Genomic DNA, 19,377 nt, shown 5'->3' with positions numbered 1-19,377 from the left:
GCCGATCCCTTCCTAGGGCACGGCGCGTTGGTGATCTCGCTCCAGTGTGCGCTGCATCATGGTGACGTATGTCCAGTGTGCAGCGCATCACGGCGTGCAGAACGTGGCACCGGTACGCATACGTGAGCGATCATCAGGGGTACCGATCGCGCCACCTATCGACCCGGGGGGGACCGATGAAGCTGGCGATGAAGCACATGCTTTCGGATTTCGTGCTGTTGCTGTTGGCCCAGCATGTCACACAGCGGGCGCTCCACGTGATGCCTGCCATGTGGCACGAACTGCGGCAGTGGGCGCGCACGTGGCGGCCGGTGTCCTTCGCGGAGTGGCCGCGACAGCGGGAGTGGTAATCCGCATCCGACCCACCGCCCACAACCAAGAACCCGACACCCACAACTGATCAGTTTGGGGTGTCGGGTTTTTGGTTGTGGGTGGTGGGTGGCTGCTGGACTTCGGCGAGATCGTGCACGACACGGCGGGACACCCGGCACCTTTCCGCACCGGACATCCCGCCACTCGTGCGCCCCGACGGGGTCCACGGCAGGTCGTACCCGGCGGCACCCCTCGTCGTTTACCCTTCCGCTCCGCCGTTTGTGCTCTATGATTGAGGCGTCACGCCAGTCTCGCGTGATGCGCAGCCGACGCAGGCGCGCCAATGAGGAAGCAGTGGCCGAGGGGAGTGATGGCACGCGGGACCATGACCGATGCGATGATTCCGGCAGTCGCAGAGCGCTTTCGTGCGCTCGCCGAGCCTGCCCGCTTGTTCCTGCTCCGAGCGCTCGTGGCGCGCGGTGAGCAGACCGTCAACGAGTTGGTGACCACAACCGGGTTGCAGCAGGCCAACGTGTCGAAGCATCTGCAGGTGCTGCACGCGCACGGCTTCCTGCGTCGCCGCAAGGACGGGCTGTACGTCTACTACGCGCTGGCCGACAAGCAGGTCGCCAAGCTGTGCGACCTGATGTGTCAGCGGATGAGCACGGTGGCGGTCGCCAGCGACTGAGGCGTCCACCAGCGTGAGGCGGTACCTTGGGGAAGCCGTCGCGTCCTCCCCCTTCCGCTCTCGCCTTTCATGCAGATCGAATTCGCCGGCGCCGCCCGTGAAGTCACGGGCTCGTGTCACATCCTCCGCATCGGGACCGGGCGTGCCCAGCGCACGGTGCTCCTCGACTGCGGCATGTTCCAGGGTCGGCGCAGTGAGTCGCGGGCCAAGAACGCGGCCTTGCCGCTGCCGGTCAGCGAGATCGATGCGATCGTCCTGAGCCACGCCCACATCGACCACGCGGGCCGACTGCCGTACCTGGTCGCGCAGGGGTACAAGGGCACCATCTGGTGCACCGCGGCGACGCGCGATCTCTGCGCGATCATGCTGGCCGACTCGGCGCATATCCAGGAGAAGGACGCCGAGTTCCTGGCCAAGCATCGGGATGAGCACATCGAGCCCCTCTATCGGGTCGAGGACGCCACGCGCACCCAGGCCCAGATGGTGGGCATGCCGTACCACAAGTGGTTCGACGTGACGGATGGCGTGCGCGCGATGTTCACCGAGGCCGGCCACATTCTGGGCAGCGCCTCGGTAGCGCTCGAGCTGCGCGAAGGCGACACCTTTCGCCGGGTGGTCTTCTCGGGCGATATCGGCCGCAGCGGCCTGCCCATCATTCGCGACCCGGAAGCGCCACCGTTGGGCGCCGATGTGGTGCTCTGCGAAAGCACCTACGGCAATCGCGATCATGAACCGGTGGAAGGCGCACGCGACCAGCTGGCCGATTGCATCCGCCGCACGGCCGCGCGGGGCGGGCGCGTGCTGATCCCGGCTTTTGCGGTGGGACGCACGCAGGAGCTGCTGTACGACATCCACACGCTGCTCCGCGACGGCAAGATCCCCTCGATCCCGGTCTACATCGATTCGCCGCTGGCCACCGCGGCCACCGGGGTGTTTGCGATGCACCCGGAAGTCTTCGACCGGGGCGAAGACCTGGTGCGGCACACCACCGAGCTGTTCGACTTTCCGTTGGTGCAGTTCACACGTGATGTGATGGAATCCAAGGCGCTCAACAACCGCCATGGCCCGATGATCGTCATCGCCGCGTCGGGCATGGCCGAGTCGGGGCGCATTCTGCATCATCTCCGCTTCGGGGCGCCGGATGCCCGCAACACGATTCTCATCGTGGGCTTTCAGGCCGAGCACACGCTCGGACGGCGCATCGTGGAGCGGCGCCCGGTCCTCAAGATCTTCGGTGAGGAAGTGCCGCTCGAGGCTGAGGTCGAGGTGCTGAACGGCTACAGCGCGCATGGCGACCGGACCGAGCTGGCGCGCTGGCTCGAGACGGTGCGCGCCAACGGTGCCGCCGATGGGCGGCGGGATCCGCAGGTCTACCTCGTACACGGGGAGCCCGATGCACAAGAAGCCTTTGCCACGCAGCTCCGTGGCAAAGGCTTCCGAGTGGCGATTCCCGGTCCGGGGGAGCGCGTGGTGATCGCCTAGCGATCACCACGCCATCACCACGCCATCACCACGCCATCACCACCGCTTCGCGAACCGATCAGCGCGCCGCGCGAATCAGGACCCCGCGTCCGTTACGCAGTTCGTAGAGCGGGATGGACGTCACGTCGTCGATGATCGGAATGAGATTGGCCGACGGCGTGAACGGGAAGGTGTAGAGCAGGGCGGTGATGCTGTAGGGCTCCGACGCGTTGTAGTTGACCTGATAGCCAAGATCTTCGAGCGAGCCGATCGTGATGCGGCTCAGCGGATTGAGTGCGCCACTGTTGTAGAAGCCGGTCATGAGCTCGCGGCCGAAGGTCGTTTCGCGCCAGTGTGAGTCCCGCGTGCCGCTGCCACCGGAGTTTTCCACCGGCACCGGATTGCCGCTGTAGAGCACGGTGTTCACCGCGGTGAACCCGGCGCGCGCCGCCGCGCCCTGGAAGTACGGATCGCCGCTGCCGGCGCCGACGAGCAGCGAGCGCCCGCCAAAGTTCCAGAGCGTGCCGATGCCGAGGACGTGCCCCATTTCATGGGTGATCACGTCCACGATCCCACCGTTGTTGATGAGGTTCGGCAGGTCGGCTTCATCGAACTCCATGATGCCGGCCACCGTCAGCCGCGTGCCCTGATTGATGTAGCATGGGCCGGCACGGGCCAGGATGTTGTTCACGCCATCGATGGGCCCAATGCGCGCCCAGATCAGCACGTCGTTGATGGTGGAGTCCACCGCCGGCTGCCACGACGCGCAGCTGCTCGCCGGCGCCGTGAGTCGCGACGTCTGCACATCGCCGGTGATGACCGAACGCCAGCGCGTGGCCGCCGACCGGAAGGCATCGCGCATCACCTCCGTGCCGCCGCTGCCGACGAAGACCAGCCCGATGTCGAACAGCGTCGTCACCGGACGCGCCGTGAAGGCGAGCGTGGTGCCCGGGACTGCACTGCTCGACGCCGTGAGCGTCTGCGTCGTGGCGGTGCCGAGCACCCACGCGCCCGGCGTCGCCACGCCATTGGCGTCCGACACGGCCGTGGGCGTCGTAATGGTGCCCGAGTTGGCGCCGAGCGTCCACGTGACGGGGATGTTGGGCACGCCGTTGTTGAACGCATCCGCCGTGCGCACCGTGGGCGTTGCACCAACGGCGGTGGACACGACACCGGCCACATCCGGCTGGGTCAGCGCAATGAGCTTCGTGACCGGTCCCGGCCGCGCGGTCACCGAGATGGTGATCGCCTGCGCCGTGGGGGAGGTGGCGCGCACCGATTGCGTTCCGGCCGTCGTACCGAGCTGCCAGCTGGCGAGCGTCGCGATGCCTTGGGCATTGGTGGCCTGCGTTTCGCCGACGAGCGTGCCCTGCGACTGCGCGAGCGCAAACACGACCTGACCGCCGGGCACGATGTTGCCGTACGCATCCTTGGCGAGCACGGCCGGCGAGGGGACCACCGTCTGGTTCACGACGGTCGTCGTGAACGTCGTCGTGACCGGCGTGAGCTCGGAAATCGGGCCGGGTACCGCGTTGGCCGTGAACGTCACCGGCGGCAATCCGTCGAGGGTCGCCGTGAGCGTCTGCACCCCGGCTGTCGTGCCGAGATTCCAGCCGCCCGACGTCGCCTGCCCCTGCGCGTCGGTGCGCGAGGAGTCATTGATCACCGAACCGCCGCCGCTCGTCACCTTCCAGCGCACGAGCAGGTTGCGCATCGGTTTGCCCTTGGCGTCGGCGATCTTCACCACCGGCGCGTTCATTTCACTCAGCCGTGACGCGACCGGTGCCGCGATGGTCACCGTGGTGACGGCGGTCGCCGACGACGGGACCGGCGCATCGCCTTTGCACGCGGCGAGGGTGAGGGCGATGGTGCCAACCAGGAGGCGTCGCAGCGAGATACGGCGCGGCGCAGAACGAGGCGAGAGGGGCGGGAGGGTCATGTCGGCCAAGCGGTCAATGGAAAGCCCTGTCGAGTCTGCCGGCCGGTCCTGCGGCGGCGAGCCCAACCAGCTGCGGACGCTCACCAATATGGCGAAGTCATCATGGAGAGCACATCCAGCGATCGTTCCGGGGACATTCCGCGAACGGCCGGTCCCGCCGGATGGTGCCGTGGCGCGGGCGATTGGGTAGTTTCGCCACATGGCCCGCGCGTCACGTGGTACCGGTCTTCGCCAATTCGCACTGCGACTGGTCGCCGTGCTGGCGATCGGGTGGCTGGCCTCGCTGGCGTGCATCGCCGGCTGGGCGCGGCGCACGAGCCACGGGCCCGCCGACGCCATCGTGGTACTCGGCGCGGCCCAGTACGGGGGCCGCCCCTCGCCGGTGCTGCGCTCGCGGCTGGATCACGCCTTGTCGCTATGGAAGGCCGCGGAGGCGCCGCGCATCGTGGTGACCGGCGGGCGTCGTCAGGGCGATCTGATCAGCGAAGCGGCGGCCGGTCGCCGCTATCTCGCGCGCCGCGGCGTCCCCAATACGGCGATTTTCCTGGAGCCGGCGGGCCGCACATCGCTCGCGTCCATCGAAGGCGCCGCGTCCGTGCTCGAAGCGCTCCGCGATTCCACGCCGATCGGTCGCGCTGATCGCCTCCCCGCGCGGCCGCGCGTGCTGGTGGTCAGCGACCCGTTCCACATGCTGCGCCTGGACATTCTCGCACGGCTGCACGGCCTGCAGCCGATGCCGTCGCCCACGCGGACCAGCCCGATCTCAGCGAATCGGGCGGTGCTCGAGTACATGCTGCGCGAATCGGTGGCGCTGCCGACCGATGTGGCGCTGCTGGTGTGGCTGCGCCTGACCGGCAAGCGGCTCGTCGACGCCTGACGGACACGCCGCGCGGTGATGCACCGCGCGGAGTGCTCCCGTCACCGCAGCTTGATCACCGCGCCTTTCGGGCCAAACGCCACCCCGGGCGTGCGCTTGATGTCGCCGTGCAGCTCGAGTCCGCTTTGCACGAAGGGGAACTGATACAACGCCGCCGTGATGCGATACGCATCGGCGGTGCTGTAACTCACCGTGTAGCCCATGTCGCGCATCGACGCGATCGTGAGGCGTGACAACGGACGCGTGCTGCCGGTGAGATAGCCCGTCATGAGCTCATCCTGCAGAATGGTTTCGCGCCAGTGCGAGTCGCGCGTGCCGGCGCCGCCAGAGTTCTCGATGGGGACCGGATTGCCGCTGTACGTGGTGGTATTCATGGCGGCGAACTCGGCGCGCGCATTCGATCCCACGAAGTACGGATCGCTGGTGCCGGCGCCGGTCAGGAGCGAGCGCCCGGCATCCCAGAGGGTACCGAACCCGAGCACGTGTCCCATTTCGTGCAGGATGACATCGTTCAGCGTGCCACGCGCGATAAGGCCGGGCATGTCGGCTTCATCGAACTCCATCACGCCGATCACCGGCATGTTGTTGGAGTTGTTGTAACCGCAGACGTACGCCTGCCCGAGGATCTGGCCGGCGCCATCAATGGGCGTCGTGCGGGCGTAGATCACGACGTCCTTCACCGTCTCGTTGATCTGCGGCAGCCAGCTGTCGCAGAAGGTGGCCAGATTGACGTTCGCGAGCACATCGTGCACGTGCCCCACGATGATCTGCCGCCAGCGCCGCGCGGCGTCGGTGAAGGCCGTCTGCACGAGCGTGGTGGGCGTACCGATGAAGCGCACTTCCAGATTGAACGCGGTCGCAATCACGTTTGCCGTGAAGCCGACACTCTTGCCCGGGAGCAGCGAGCTGGTGGCGGTGAGCGTCTGCACGGACTGCGTGCCAAGAATCCAAGAGCCAACGAAGGCGGTACCGGTCGCCGGATCGCTGAGCACCGTGCTCGAGGTGACCGAGCCCGAATTGCTCCCCGGGGTGAAGGTCACCGGCACGTTGCCGACGCCATTGCCGAAGGCGTCCACCACCTTCACGCCGGGCGCCGGATTGATCGCCGTGCCCGCGGGGCCGTCTACCGCGGCGGCGGTGAAGCGCACGAGATCGGCGGCGGGCCCGGGGATGGCGGCGACGCTGAAGGTCGTGCCACTGGTACCGGCGGCAGTGGCCTGCAGCACCTGAATGCCGGCGGTGGTGCCGAGCTGCCACCCGCCAACGGTGGCGAGGCCGGCCTCATTGGTGGTCTGCTGGGCGCCGGTGACCGAACCAGCCCCGGTCGCCGGGACAAAGGTGATGGTGACGCCCGGAACTGGATTGCCGTAGACGTCCATGGCCTTCACCACCGGCGCCGGCGACACAACGGAGTTGACCACGGGCGAGCCGCTGATGCTGTTGCTCGGCGCCAGTTGGGTCACGGGTCCGGCGGCGGCGGTGGCCGTGAAGGTCACGGCCGGCACGCCATCCGCGGTGGCGGTAAGCGTCTGCAGCCCGGCGGTGGTCCCGAGCCGCCATCCACCAGACGAGGCGGTGCCGTCGGAGGCCGTGCGAATGGAGTCGTTGGTGACGAGACCACCACCACTCGCCTTCCAGCGCACCATGACGCCCTTCACCCCCTTGCCCCCTTTGTCGGCAATGCGCACCGAGGGGACCGCCGCCGGCGACGTGGCGACCGTCGCGCTCAGCGACGTGGTGCCAATCGCCAGATTCTGCGTGGGGACCGGGTCACTGCTGCAGGCCGACACACCGAGCATCGTCGCGCACGCGCCAACGATGATGGTGCATAACCGTGTACCGCGTGCGATCATGGACATGAACGAGGGTTCCGGGTTCCTGTACCACCCCTGAAATTTGGCACATGCACATCCCCGTCGAGAGCTACCACCTTCCGAACGGCCTTCACGTGGTGCTCTCGGAGGACCATACGGCGCCGATCGTGGCCGTGAATCTCTGGTACCACGTCGGCTCCGCCAATGAACGTCTCGAGCGCACCGGCTTCGCGCATCTCTTCGAGCACATGCTCTTCCAGGGTTCGGAGAACGTGGAAGCGAATGAGCACTTCGAACTCGTGCAGCGGGCCGGCGGGACCCTGAACGGGTCCACGTGGCTCGACCGTACGAACTACTACGAAACCATGCCGTCGCATCAGCTCGGGCTCGCGCTGTGGCTCGAAGCCGACCGCATGGGGCGGATGCTCCCCGGGCTGACGCAGCAGAAGCTCGACACGCAACGGGACGTGGTGAAGAACGAACGACGGTGGAGCGTGGACAACCAGCCGTACGGCACGTGGTGGGAGCGTCTGCCCGCCCTGACCTTTCCGGAGGGGCATCCGTTCCACCATTCCCTCATCGGATCCATGGAGCATCTGACCGATGCGTCGCTGGACGATGTGGCCGACTTCTTTCGAACCTACTACACGCCAGATAACGCGGTCCTGACAGTCGCCGGCGACTTTGACCGGACCGAGGCGATGCGCCTGATTGCGGAGTACTTCGGGCCCATTCCGGCGGGCACGAACCGCCCGCCGCTGCGCGACATGACGGTACCGCCCACGTTCGGTGACACGCGTCGCGAGGTGGTACCCGATGCCGTGGCCCTGCCGCGGCTGTTCGTCGCCTGTCGGACTCCGGTTTTTGGCACGGATGGCTACTACGCCGCGTCGCTGGCCGCCGCCGTGCTCGGACTCCGGACGGGGTGCCGCCTGGAGCAGTCGCTCGTGCGCCGCCAGCGGATTGCCTCGCAGGCGTCGGCGTTCACCTACGATCTGGCCAAGGGGAGCGACCTGCTGGTCGTAGACGCCACGGCACTCCCCGGTATTTCCCCGGAGCAGCTCGAAGCCGCGGTGCTGGCCGAACTCGATCTGATCCATCAGCACGGCGTGACGGAGGCCGAAGTCACGCGCGCCCGTGCGCTGATCGAAACGAGCTTCGTGACCAGCATGCAGTCGGCGGCGGAGCGCGCCGACCAGCTTTCCCGTTTTGCGACCTACTTTGGCGACGCCGCGCTCGCCAACACGCAGGTGGCACGCTATGCCGCCACCACCGCCGCAGATGTCTCGGCGCTGGCCCGCGAACGACTGGGCCCCGACAACCGCGCGCTGCTGCTCTACGTGCCCGCCGAGGAGTCCGACGCACCGGCGGATGCCGATACGATGGCGGAGGTGGGCGCATGACCGCGCTGACGCTGCCACCCGCCCCGGCCCGGCCGGCGCCAGGCGAACCGCGCGCCTATCGCTTCCCCAGCTTCGACACGCGCATCCTGGCCAATGGCCTGCGCGTGATCGTGGCGAATGTCCCCGCGTATCCAGTGGTCACCACGCTGGCGGTGATCGAAGCGGGCGCGACGCGCGATCCGCGCGACGTCGAAGGGCTGGCGCAGCTCGTGACGCGCGCCCTGAGCGAAGGGACGCGCGACATGAATGCCCTCGAGCTCACCACACGTCTCGAGATGCTTGGCACGACGCTCGACACCGGGGCCGACTGGGATTCCGCCATCGTGCAGCTCACCGCGCTCTCGAGCCGCATCGACGATGCGCTGGCCGTGCTGGCCGAGGTGCTCTGCCATCCCTCGTTCCCCGAGGCGGAGCTGGTGCGCCTGCGGGCCGAACGGCAGGCTGACCTCGCGCAGCTGCGGGCCGAGCCGCGCGGGTTGGCCGATGTGTTCTTCTCCCGGCTGTTGTATCAGCGGGCGTCGCGTTTCGCTCGGCTGGCCGGTGGCGATGAGCAGAGCATCGAACGCTGCACGCGCGACGCGGTGGTGGCGTTTCACGCGCAGTACTATCGCCCGGATGCCACCGCGCTGATGCTGGTGGGCGACATCGATATCGAGCGCGCCGTGAAGATGGTGAGCGCGCACTTCGGCGGCTGGAGCGGCAAGGCCCCGCCGGTCACCGAGCCGTTGGATCAGCAGCGCTTTCCGGAGCCCCGGGTGCATCTGGTGCACAAGGCGGACGCTCCGCAGAGCGAGCTGCGCGTGGGACACGTGACGATTCCGCGCCTCAACGACGACTACTTCCCCGTCGTCGTGATGAACGCGATTCTCGGCGGCCTGTTCTCCTCCCGCCTCAATCTGAACCTGCGCGAGGCGCACGCCTTCACCTACGGCGCGCACTCCTCGTTCGACTGGCGCCGGGCCGCGAGCCCGTTCGAGATCTCCACGGCGGTTGAGACCAATGTGACCGCCGATGCGCTCCGGGAGATCGTGCAGGAGTTCACCCGCATTCGCGAAGCGCCGGTGACCGACGCCGAGCTGTCGCTGGCGACGAGTTATCTCGTGGGGGTCTTCCCCATTCGTTTCGAGACGACGGCCGAGGTGGCCGGTGGACTGGCGAACGTGGAGATCTTTCGGCTGGCGAGCACGTATTTCGATACCTATCGCGAGCGCGTCCGGGCCGTCACGGCGCAGGATGTGCTACGGGTGGCGCAGACCCATCTTGACCCGGCGCGGCTGCAGGTGGTCGTGGTCGGCGATGCCGACGTGATCCGCGGTCCGGTGGAGGCCCTTGGCTTGGGGCCCACGGTCGTGTATCAACCAACCGACGACGATCGCGCCACCGAGTGATTCTCTTTCCCCGCGTTTGCGAGTTCTGAGTGAGCCCAGCCAAGAAGTCGGTCCCCGCACGAGTCGCCGGCACGATGTCGGTGCGCGAGACGATCCGCACCCGTCCGCCCAAGTCCACGCTGTACGAGGTGCGGCGATCGAAGATCCAGGGGCGCGGCGCGTTTGCCATCAAGCCGATCCGCGCCGGCCAGATCATTGATGAGTACTGGGGGCAGCCGATCACGCACGCGGAGGCCGACCGTCGCTACGACGACAACAATGGCCGGCACCACACGTTTCTCTTTGTCCTCGACGACGAGATCGTGCTCGATGCGCGCTACGGGGGCAACGATGCGCGCTTCCTGAATCACTCGTGTGACCCGAACTGCGAAACGGAAATCGAAGACGGGCACATCTACATCAAGGCGATCAACGCGATCGCGCCGGGCACCGAACTCGTCTACGACTACCGGTTTGACTGGCAGGACGAGTACGAGCCGGAGGATGTGCGCTACTACGCCTGCCGGTGCGGTGCGAAGAAGTGCCGGGGGACGATCCTGCGGGTGCCGGTGTACCTGCGTCCCACCATCCGCGAGTGGCTGGCCGGCAACGATGTGCCGGTGCCCAAGAAGCCGGTCAAGAAGAAGGCGGGGGCGAAGAAGGGCGCGAAGAAAGGCGCGAAGAAGGCCACCAAGACCAGCACGCATCCGCACGTCGCCGAACGCCACGCGACCCGGGGCGAGAAGTCGAGCCGGAAGAGCCGGTGAACACCGACGGGACCGGGAAGGTTGGCGGGGAGCGCGTCTACAGCGGGCGCATCATTTCGGTGGACCTCGATGAGGTGCGCTTTCCCGACGGCTCCACCGGCAGGCTCGAAATGATCCGGCACCCCGGCGCGAGCGCCGTGGTGCCGCTGTTGGGGGATCTCGATGGCGATCCGGAGGTGCTGCTCATCCGGCAGTACCGCTACGCCGCCGAATCCTTCTTGTATGAAGTGCCGGCCGGGCGACTCGATCCCGGCGAAGCCCCCGTCGCGTGTGCGCACCGCGAGCTGCGGGAGGAAACCGGGTACACGGCGTCGCGTGTCGAACATCTGTTCACCATGTACACGACGCCGGGGTTCACGGACGAGAAGATCCATCTCTTCCTGGCCACCGGGCTCACCCCCGGGGAGACCGCCCGGGAGGCCGACGAATTCATGGAGCTGGTGCCGACCAAGCTGTCGGCGGCGCTGGCCATGATCGAGCGGGGCGAAATCCAGGACGCCAAAACGGCGCTCGCGCTGCTCTACGCGGCAGGATTCCGGCTGAGCTGACTGCCCTGATGTCCGGACAGGTGTCCACGAAAAAGGACGCCTGTATCGAAAAAGGGGACGCCGGTTGTCGGTGACATGGGGGGCGGGGTCTGGCTGGTATCTGGTAAGTTGTTGATTTGCAGATACTTAGCCAGAAATGTTCCGGAAGGTTCCATCCGGCACGCCCCGTGCACTAGGCCTATGTGCGCACCGACATGGTGGCCGGATCGTCCGGCTCATCTGGTCGGGGGCGCCGCGAGCCACCGGCTCGCGTCACCGACGGAGGAGGGCTCGACCATGGCCGAACTGGCTCGCACGCACCTGACCCAACACACCACCCCTGCGGTGCCGGTGCGCGAGCACCTGCGTACGCTCGAGGATGGCGACGTGGTGTCGGCCTTCCTGCACGGGGAGGAACGCGCGTTCGAGGAGCTGGTCGACCGCTATCAGGGTCGCCTCCTCAACTTCGTGTACCGCACGATCGGTGACCGCGACCGCGCCGAGGATCTGGTGCAGGAAGTGTTCATCCGCGTCTATCGCCACATCGGGCGCTTCGATCGCTCGAAGAAGTTCTCGACGTGGATCTACACCATCGCCTCGAACCTGGCGAAGAACGAACTGCGCAATCGCTCGCGCAATCCGCTCGTGCTCTTCCAGACGATCAAGGCGAAGTTCGAAGACGAGGAGCGCCCCCTCCAGTTCGAAGATGTGCACACGCGCCCCGATGATCTCTTCCGCAAGCGCCATCTGCGCGAGATGGTGGAGCAGTCGGTCGGCCAGCTCCCGGCGCACCACCGCGAGGTGTTCGTGCTGCGCGAGCTCGAAGGGAAGTCGTATGAGGAAATCGCGGAGATCACGGGCGTGAACCTCGGGACGGTGAAGTCGAGGCTCAACCGGGCGCGGACGGCGTTTGCGGATATCATTGCGCCGTTGGTGCGGTAGGCTGGGCGCTCAGTCTTGAGTTCTGAGTTTGGGGTGGTGGGTGAACCCCTGAGAGCTCAGGGGGCAGAACGTCAGGGGGAAGTGGTCAGGACTGCGGTCCTGATTCCTTCCCCCTGACGTTCTCCCCCCTGAACTCTCGGGGGTTACTCACTTCTGACGTCCGACATCTCAGATGTGAGGCAACCTCCTCCGCCTTGCGACGCATCCCCCTCTCACGAATCTTCCCGGAACTGCCGACCCTCCCCTCGGGTATCCTGCCGTGCGTCCCCCTTCCGGGGGCGGCTGTCTCCGCTCCGTTCCGACGGTTCCTGATGGACTGCAAGCAATTCCGCAAACAGCACCTCGCCTATCTCGACGACACCCTGCCGGGTGAGGTGATGGCCGCGGCGCAACGTCATGTGATGCAGTGCGACGGCTGCGCGGCCCACGACACGCTGGTGCGCCGGTCACTCATGGTGGCCCGCAGCCTCCCGACGCTTGAGCCGAGTGCGGACTTTCAGCAGAAGCTGCGGGCGCGACTGGCCGAGTGCCGTACCGAGTGCCGCCAGGAACGCGAGGCGTATCGCCTCGATCACGCGCCCCACCTCGAGCGGCGGGCCGGTGGGTTTGCCCCGGGGCGCTCCTCCCGAATGGTGGTCGCGGTGGCGGCAAGCGCCGTGCTGGGGATCCTCGCCTATCAGGCGGTGCAGGTCGCCACGGCGACCCCGCGCTCGATGCAGCCGGTGATCGCGGCGTCGCCGACCCCCGTCCAGCCGTCGCCGTACCTGACGCCGCAGATGGTGCAGGCGATGAGCACCGGCAATCCCATGTGGCCGGCGGCGATGATGGTGGACGACGCGCCCATGCAGGCGATGAGCGCCGGCTTTTCCCTGGTCTCGGCGCACTGACCACCGCCGATCGCTGGTCTCCGCGGCCGGTTCTGCGCCTCCTGCAGAACCGGCCGCTTTAGATTTGAGGGATGTCGTCGCGAACGTTGCAAGTGCCGCCACCGCGGGTGAGGTGGCATGGCCGCGCCTAAGGAACAGTCGCCGCTCCGCGTGGTGCAGGCCGCGGTGCAGGCTCGGCAGTTCGCGCCCGTGTACTATCTGCACGGCGACGACGACTACCTGAAGGAAAGCGCCGTCCGCGATCTGCTGGAGGCGGCGGTGGATCCGTCCACGCGTGACTTCAACCTGGAGTCGCGGCGCGCCAACGATCTCGACGCCGAAACGGTGGGGAGTCTGCTGGCCACGCCACCGATGCTCGCCGAGCGCCGCGCCGTGGTGCTGCGCGATGTCACGGCGCTCAAGAAGGCGGCCCGGCAGCAGCTCGACAAATATCTCGCTCGTCCGGCGAGCGACACGCTGCTGCTGCTCGTGAGCCCCGCTGGCACCAAGCCCGACGCGGCGATCGCCGGGGCGAGTGTGTCGCTCGACTTCGCGCCGCTCACGCCAGAGCGGGTGCGCAAATGGATCGCGCACCACGCCGGCACCGCGTTGCAGATCGATATCGATGACGACGCGGCGCAGCTCCTGCAGCAGGCCGTGGGGAACGATCTGCATCTGCTGGCCGCCGAACTCGACAAGTGCGCCAGCTATGTATTGGGCGCCGCCGATCGGGACGCCAACGCCCGCGCGTCGATCGACATCGACGCGATCAGTGCGGTGGTGGGCGTGCGACGCGGGGAAACAGTCACCGATCTGCTCGATGCCGTGGCGCGCCAGGATGCCAAGACCGCGGTGACGCTCGTCTCGCACGTGCTGGGGCAGCCCAAGGTGACGGCGGTACAGGTAGTGATGATGCTCAGCACGCAGGCGTTCGCGTTGGCGTTCGGGCGCGCCCGCCGCGATGCGGGGATTCCCACCAGTCGGCTTCCCTCGGAGTTCTTTGCCTTTCTCAAGGAAACGGGTGGCTATCCCGGACGCCCGTGGGGTGAAGCCGCGTCGGCCTGGACGAAGGTCACCGATGGCTGGAGTGCCGCGGCCTGTGCGCGCGCGCTCGAGCTGCTGCTGGAAGCCGATATGGCGCTCAAGGAAACGACGGTCTCGAATGCGGAGCAGATCCTGATGTCGTTGGTGTTGTCGTTGTGTGCGACCCGTACGCGGAAGGCGGCATGATAGGCCCGCGGGCATGCACGCGTCGCTGGCTGCTGACCACGATCACGCTGGCCGCGGTTGCCACCGGCGCGCGCGTGGCACATGCGCAGGAAACGTCGCTCGCCGCCGGCGTCGTGCGCGAAGTGGGGCGCGCGCGCAGCCTCGTGGAAGCGGGCGCCGGCGCCGATGCGCGCGCGCTGCTGGATTCGCTCGTGCGGATGCAGACGCCGGGGAGCAACGAGCTCGCCGAGGCCCTCTACTGGCGCGCGATGCTCGCCGAGCGGGCGAGTGATTCGGAGCGCGACTGGAAGCGGCTCACGATCGAGGCGCCGCTGTCGCCGCGGACCGCCGATGCGCTGGTACGGCTGGGCGAGTTCGAGATGCTGCGCGGCCGGCCGGCCACCGCGCGGCCCTATTTCGCGCGTGTGACGCAGGACTTCCCGAACACGACGGCCCGCGCCAAGGCGGGGCTGTGGATCGTGCGCGGGTACTTCGACGAACGGAACAGCGGCGCGGCGTGCTCGGCGCTCGCGGAGCTGCCGACGTCGGCGGTGCCGGAGGGAGAACTGCGGTTGCAGTATGAGGAGTTGGGGAAGCGGTGTGCGGTGGCGGGGGCAGGGGCGGGGGCGGGGGAGAAGCGGAACTCCGGAAGCCTGAACTCCGGAAGCTTGAACTCCGGAAGCTTGGACGACGGGAACAGCGGGAAGGCGAAAAGCGGGAAGACGAACGGCGGGACGGCGAACGGCGATTCTGGCGATGGTGCGCGGTTCAGTGTGCAGCTGGCGGCGTACGATACGCGCGACGAGGCGTTGGCGACGGTGAAGCGCCTCAAGGGGCGCGGGATCGAGGCGCGGATCGATGGCGATGCGAAGCCGTTTCGGGTGCGGACGGGGCGCTATCAGACGCGGGCGGAGGCGACGGCGGCGCTGGCGAAGCTCAAGAAGCAGGGGCAGACGGGCTTTGTCGCGGAGCTCAAACCGTGAGTGGTGCCGCGACGCCGCTGATGCAGCAGTACCGGGAGATCAAGGCGCGTCATCAGGACGCGATCCTGTTTTTCCGGATGGGCGACTTCTACGAGATGTTCTACGAAGACGCCGAACAGGCGTCGCGCGTGCTGGGGCTCACGCTGACCTCGCGCAACAACGGCGGCGCGGCGGAAGTACCGCTGGCCGGGATTCCGGTCAAGGCGTGCGCGGAGTATCTGCGCCGCCTGGTGGGGCAGGGGTATCGCGTTGCGATCTGTGAGCAGGTCGAAGATCCCAAGCTCGCCAAGGGGATCGTCAAGCGCGAAGTGATCGAAACGATCACCCCGGGCGCCGTCTTCGCCGACGATCTCCTCGATGGCGCGCGCGCGAACTACGTGTGCGCGGTGGCGATGGGGCGCGACACGATCGGCAAGAGCGGCGCCAGCGAAGGCGCGCGCGAGCGCGTGGGCGTGGCCGCGGCCGATCTCTCGACCGGTGAGCTCCGCCTGTTTGTGGCGACCGTGGCTGATGCGCCGGCGGTGCTGGCGCGCCTCGCGCCGCGTGAACTGCTGGTGGTGCGCGGGGCGCTCAACGTGGAGCTGACCCCGGCGCTGCGCGTGGCCGATCGGGCGCTCGTGACCGAGCGCGAAGGCTGGGAGTTCGACGCGCAGCTCGGCGCCGATGATCTCGCGCGGCAGTTCGCGGTGGCCAGCCTCGAAGGCTTTGGCCTGGGCACCGACGATGGGGCCGCGCTTGGGGCGGGCGGAGCGCTGCTGCGCTATCTGCGCGAACTGCAGCCTGGCGGACTGCCGCATCTCGCGCGCCCGGTGGTGGAGCGCCCGGGTGGCATCATGCCGCTCGACGAGATGACGCGGCGTAATCTGGAGCTGGTGGAATCGCTGCGCGGCGGTGACCTGAGCGGTACGCTGCTCAGCGTGCTCGATCGCACGATCACCCCCATGGGGCAGCGCCTCCTGCGGCAGTGGTTGCTCGCGCCGCTGCTCGAGCGCGACGTCATCGAACAGCGCCTCGACGCGGTGACGGCGCTCGTCCGTGATCCGGTGGGGCGCAGCGGCGTGCGCGCGGCACTCGATGGCGTGCGCGATGTGGAGCGTCTGGCGAGCAAGGCGGCCGCGGGGCGCGCCACGCCGCGCGAGTTGCGCGCGCTGGGCGATTCGCTGGCCCGCTTGCCGCAGGTCGCAAAGGCCGTGCAGACGCTGCTGCAGCATGTGAATCAGGGTGGCACCAGCGGCGGGGTGTTGGCCGCCATGCTGCACGACTGGGATGATGGGGCCGACTGCGCAGCGCGACTGACCACCATGCTGGTCGAGCGCCCACCGCTCATGATCGGTGAGGAAGACACGATCGCCCCCGGCGTAGACCCCGAGCTCGACGAGCTCCGCGCGCTGCGTGATGGCGGCAAGGATGCCATCGCCACGATCCAGGCGCAGGAGCGCGCGCGCACCGGCATTGCGAGCCTCAAGGTCGGCTACAACAAGGTGTTCGGATACTTCCTCGAAATCTCGAACGCCAACAAGCATCTGGTGCCCGACGACTATCAGCGGCGCCAGACGCTGACGGGTGCTGAGCGGTACGTGACGCCGGCGCTCAAGGAATACGAGGAAAAAGTGCTCAACGCCGCCGAGCGCATCGAAACACGCGAACGGCAGCTGTTCGAAGCGCTGCGGCGCGAAGCCGGTGAGGCGATCGCGCGGTGGCAGGCGGTGGCCAAGCGTGTGAGCACCATCGACGTGCTGGCCAGCTTCGCGGAAGTCGCCGAGCGTGAGCAGTACGTGCGCCCCGAGCTGCACGACGGCTTCGATCTGGAGATCGTCGCGGGCCGGCACCCGGTGGTGGAGCGGATGATGGCGCGCGAGAAGTTCATTCCGAACGATCTCACGCTGTCGTCGGACGCACAGCTCATCGTGCTCACGGGGCCCAACATGGCCGGTAAGAGCACGATTCTGCGGCAGATCGGGCTGATTCAGCTGCTGGCGCAGGTGGGCGCGTATGTACCGGCGCGCAAGGCGCGGTTGGCCATCGTGGACCGTCTCTTCACGCGCGTGGGCGCGAGCGACAATCTCGTGCGCGGTCAGTCCACCTTCATGGTGGAAATGAGCGAAACGAGCGCCATTCTGCACACCGCCACCAAGCGGTCGCTCGTGTTGCTCGACGAGATCGGGCGCGGCACGAGCACGTACGACGGCGTCTCGATCGCGTGGAGCGTGAGCGAGCATCTCCACGACGCGGTCGGATGCAAGACGGTATTCGCCACGCACTACCACGAGCTCACGCAGCTCGAAAGTGAGCTCAGTGGCGTGCGCAACTTCACGGTGGCGGTGCGCGAGGTGGGCGATCAGGTGCTCTTCCTGCACAAGCTCATCCCCGGTGGCGCCGATCGCAGCTACGGCATCGAAGTGGGCCGCCTGGCCGGTCTGCCGGCCGCGGTGATCTCGCGGGCCAAGGAAGTGCTCGCGCTGCTCGAGGGCGAAGGGGAGCAGATGGCCGCACGCCTGACGGCCGACGGTATGCAGGCGCCGGTGAGCACCAAGCGCAAAGGCCCGCGGCTCAAGCAGCACGCGCCGGTCCCCACGACGCAGCTGGGCTTCTTTGGCGAGGCGGGGGCGGTCGCACCGGATCCGGCGCTCGCGCGACTGGCCGATGCCGTGGATGCCCTCGAGCCCGAGCACATGACGCCGATGCAGGCGCTCAGCACGCTCGCGTCGCTCAAGGAATCGCTGGGCCGCAAGGAACCGGCGTGATGGCCGCGTCGTCGCGCCTGCCGGCAGCGGTCACGCCGCCGCCCAAGCCCACCAAGGCCGAGCTGGCGGCGGCGGTACACAAGACGGTGCCGGATCTCATCGCGCCGAACCTGCGGGTGCTCTTCTGCGGCATCAATCCGGGGCTCTACACCGCGGCCATCGGCCATCACTTCGGCCGTCCGGGGAATCGCTTCTGGCCGGCGCTGCACGGCGCCGGCTTTACCCCGCGGCTCTTTTCCCCGTGGGAAGAGCGCGAGCTGTTGCCTCTGGGCTATGGCATCACCAACATGGTGCCACGCACCACCGCCGCCGCGTCGGAGCTGGCGCCGGAGGAGTATGTGGCGGGCGGCGCGCGTCTCACCACGCTCGTCACGACGTACACGCCGACGGTGGTGGCCTTCCTGGGCATCGGCGCGTATCGCAGCGCGTTTCATCGCCCGAACGCGCAACTCGGGCTGCAACCGGAAACCATCGGACCGAGCGCACTGTGGGCGCTGCCGAGTCCAAGCGGTCTCAATGCCAACCACCAGCTGTCGGATCTCGTCGCGTTGCTCGGCGCGTTGAAGCAGTGGGTGGAACACGGACACACACGCTGATGCCCATTCTCTCCAGTCTTCGTCGCTCCCGCACGGCTGCGGGCCTCATTCTGCTCGCGACCCTTGGTCTCGTCGGCACCGCCGGTGCGTTCGGCGCGTGCAGCGACGGGACCAAGGCCGCCGCGGCCCGCGACTCGGCCGACAGCGCAATCGCCACACCGGCGGCACGGACGCCGACGTACACCTACGAGGTGGTGGCGTCGTACCCGCACGACACGAAGGCCTTCACCGAAGGGCTGCTCTGGCACGACGGCAAGCTCTTCGAAAGCACCGGCGTGGAAGGCACCAGCTGGATCCGCGAGGTGGAGCTGACCAGCGGCAAGGTCGTGCGCCAGTTCGATCTCGAGCGTCCGCACTTTGGCGAGGGGATCGTGATCCTCGGGAACACGCTCTTCCAGCTCACCTACAAGTCGGGGAAGGCATTCACCTACGACTGGAAGACGTTCACGCGGCAGGCCACGTTCGGCTACGACGGCGAGGGCTGGGCGCTTACGACCGATGGCAAGGAGCTCATCATGAGCAACGGGACGCCGTCGGTGGTCTTCCGGGACCCGCGCACCTTTGTCGTGACCAAGACGATCACCGTGTCCGATCACGGGACGCCGGTCACGCAGGTCAACGAGCTCGAGTGGGTGAAGGGCGAGCTCTGGGCGAACATCTGGCAGAGCGATCAGATCGCGCGCATCGATCCGGCGACGGGCAATGTGGTCGGCTGGATCGATCTGGGCGGAATCCTGCCGAGCCTCGATCGCACCGGCAGCGAAGATGTGCTCAACGGCATCGCGTACGACGCCGAGAAGGATCGGATCTTCGTGACCGGCAAGTACTGGCCGAAGCTGTTCGAGATCAAGGTGAAGCAGCGGAGCTGAGTGCTCCGCTGCC

17 protein-coding genes are annotated in these 19,377 nt (G+C 67.6%); 15 read left to right on the top strand and 2 right to left on the bottom strand.

The window, feature by feature from the left end; all coding sequences use genetic code 11:
- Nucleotides 1–188 precede the first annotated feature (188 nt).
- The 3 genes from K2R93_10115 to K2R93_10105 all read left to right on the top strand — a co-directional run bounded on the left by K2R93_10115 (nucleotide 189) and on the right by K2R93_10105 (nucleotide 2,482).
- Nucleotides 189–350 (top strand): hypothetical protein, encoded by a 162-nt coding sequence (locus K2R93_10115; GenBank protein ID MBY0490182.1) that lies wholly within the window; start codon nucleotides 189–191, stop codon nucleotides 348–350.
- A 347-nt stretch (nucleotides 351–697) separates the two neighbouring features.
- Nucleotides 698–1,000, top strand: coding sequence for a metalloregulator ArsR/SmtB family transcription factor (locus K2R93_10110; protein MBY0490181.1), 303 nt, complete (start codon nucleotides 698–700; stop codon nucleotides 998–1,000).
- A 69-nt stretch (nucleotides 1,001–1,069) separates the two neighbouring features.
- Nucleotides 1,070–2,482, top strand: a complete 1,413-nt coding sequence (locus tag K2R93_10105; protein ID MBY0490180.1) for an MBL fold metallo-hydrolase — start codon at nucleotides 1,070–1,072, stop codon at nucleotides 2,480–2,482.
- Between the two features lie 58 nt (nucleotides 2,483–2,540).
- Here the strand turns inward: K2R93_10105 and K2R93_10100 are convergent, their stop codons facing one another.
- Entirely contained in the window at nucleotides 2,541–4,400 is a 1,860-nt protein-coding gene (locus K2R93_10100) for a hypothetical protein (protein MBY0490179.1), read from the bottom strand.
- Between the two features lie 199 nt (nucleotides 4,401–4,599).
- Between K2R93_10100 and K2R93_10095 the strand changes: the two genes are divergently transcribed.
- A complete protein-coding gene (locus tag K2R93_10095; GenBank protein MBY0490178.1) occupies nucleotides 4,600–5,277 on the top strand; it encodes a YdcF family protein in 678 nt (225 codons plus the stop codon).
- Nucleotides 5,278–5,318: 41 nt separating this feature from the next.
- On the opposite strand, the gene K2R93_10090 is transcribed toward K2R93_10095, so the two are convergent.
- Nucleotides 5,319–7,136, bottom strand: coding sequence for a hypothetical protein (locus K2R93_10090; GenBank protein MBY0490177.1), 1,818 nt, complete (start codon nucleotides 7,134–7,136; stop codon nucleotides 5,319–5,321).
- A 44-nt stretch (nucleotides 7,137–7,180) separates the two neighbouring features.
- On the opposite strand from K2R93_10090, the gene K2R93_10085 reads away from it, so the two are divergent.
- The 11 genes from K2R93_10085 (at nucleotide 7,181) to K2R93_10035 (ending at nucleotide 19,364) form a co-directional block, all read left to right on the top strand.
- Nucleotides 7,181–8,494, top strand: a complete 1,314-nt coding sequence (locus tag K2R93_10085; protein MBY0490176.1) for an insulinase family protein — start codon at nucleotides 7,181–7,183, stop codon at nucleotides 8,492–8,494.
- A complete protein-coding gene (locus tag K2R93_10080) occupies nucleotides 8,491–9,882 on the top strand; it encodes an insulinase family protein (protein MBY0490175.1) in 1,392 nt (463 codons plus the stop codon). The genes K2R93_10085 and K2R93_10080 overlap by 4 nt, the downstream gene beginning before the upstream one ends.
- A gap of 128 nt (nucleotides 9,883–10,010) precedes the next feature.
- Nucleotides 10,011–10,628: an SET domain-containing protein-lysine N-methyltransferase gene (locus K2R93_10075; protein MBY0490174.1), complete on the top strand. Its 618-nt coding sequence runs from the start codon at nucleotides 10,011–10,013 to the stop codon at nucleotides 10,626–10,628.
- Complete coding sequence (locus tag K2R93_10070; protein ID MBY0490173.1) at nucleotides 10,625–11,176, top strand: NUDIX hydrolase; 552 nt, start codon at nucleotides 10,625–10,627, stop codon at nucleotides 11,174–11,176. Before K2R93_10075 ends, K2R93_10070 begins: the two co-directional genes overlap by 4 nt.
- A 276-nt stretch (nucleotides 11,177–11,452) precedes the next feature.
- On the top strand, nucleotides 11,453–12,097 hold the full coding sequence (locus tag K2R93_10065; GenBank protein MBY0490172.1) for a sigma-70 family RNA polymerase sigma factor: 645 nt from the start codon (nucleotides 11,453–11,455) through the stop codon (nucleotides 12,095–12,097).
- Nucleotides 12,098–12,408: 311 nt separating this feature from the next.
- Nucleotides 12,409–12,984, top strand: a complete 576-nt coding sequence (locus tag K2R93_10060) for a zf-HC2 domain-containing protein (GenBank protein ID MBY0490171.1) — start codon at nucleotides 12,409–12,411, stop codon at nucleotides 12,982–12,984.
- A gap of 117 nt (nucleotides 12,985–13,101) precedes the next feature.
- A complete protein-coding gene (holA, locus tag K2R93_10055; GenBank protein MBY0490170.1) occupies nucleotides 13,102–14,193 on the top strand; it encodes a DNA polymerase III subunit delta in 1,092 nt (363 codons plus the stop codon).
- The gene (locus K2R93_10050) at nucleotides 14,190–15,155 is read left to right on the top strand and encodes an SPOR domain-containing protein (protein MBY0490169.1); all 966 of its coding nucleotides are present in this window, start codon (nucleotides 14,190–14,192) and stop codon (nucleotides 15,153–15,155) included. The genes holA and K2R93_10050 overlap by 4 nt, the downstream gene beginning before the upstream one ends.
- The gene (gene mutS / locus K2R93_10045) at nucleotides 15,152–17,899 is read left to right on the top strand and encodes a DNA mismatch repair protein MutS (protein ID MBY0490168.1); all 2,748 of its coding nucleotides are present in this window, start codon (nucleotides 15,152–15,154) and stop codon (nucleotides 17,897–17,899) included. The genes K2R93_10050 and mutS overlap by 4 nt, the downstream gene beginning before the upstream one ends.
- Entirely contained in the window at nucleotides 17,899–18,495 is a 597-nt protein-coding gene (gene mug, locus K2R93_10040) for a G/U mismatch-specific DNA glycosylase (GenBank protein MBY0490167.1), read from the top strand. The genes mutS and mug overlap by 1 nt, the downstream gene beginning before the upstream one ends.
- Entirely contained in the window at nucleotides 18,495–19,364 is an 870-nt protein-coding gene (locus tag K2R93_10035; GenBank protein ID MBY0490166.1) for a glutaminyl-peptide cyclotransferase, read from the top strand. Before mug ends, K2R93_10035 begins: the two co-directional genes overlap by 1 nt.
- The last annotated feature ends 13 nt before the right edge of the window (nucleotides 19,365–19,377 follow it).

This window comes from Gemmatimonadaceae bacterium (genome assembly GCA_019752115.1).
GTDB lineage: Bacteria > Gemmatimonadota > Gemmatimonadetes > Gemmatimonadales > Gemmatimonadaceae > Gemmatimonas.
This window is presented reverse-complemented; position numbering and strand designations above follow the sequence as displayed.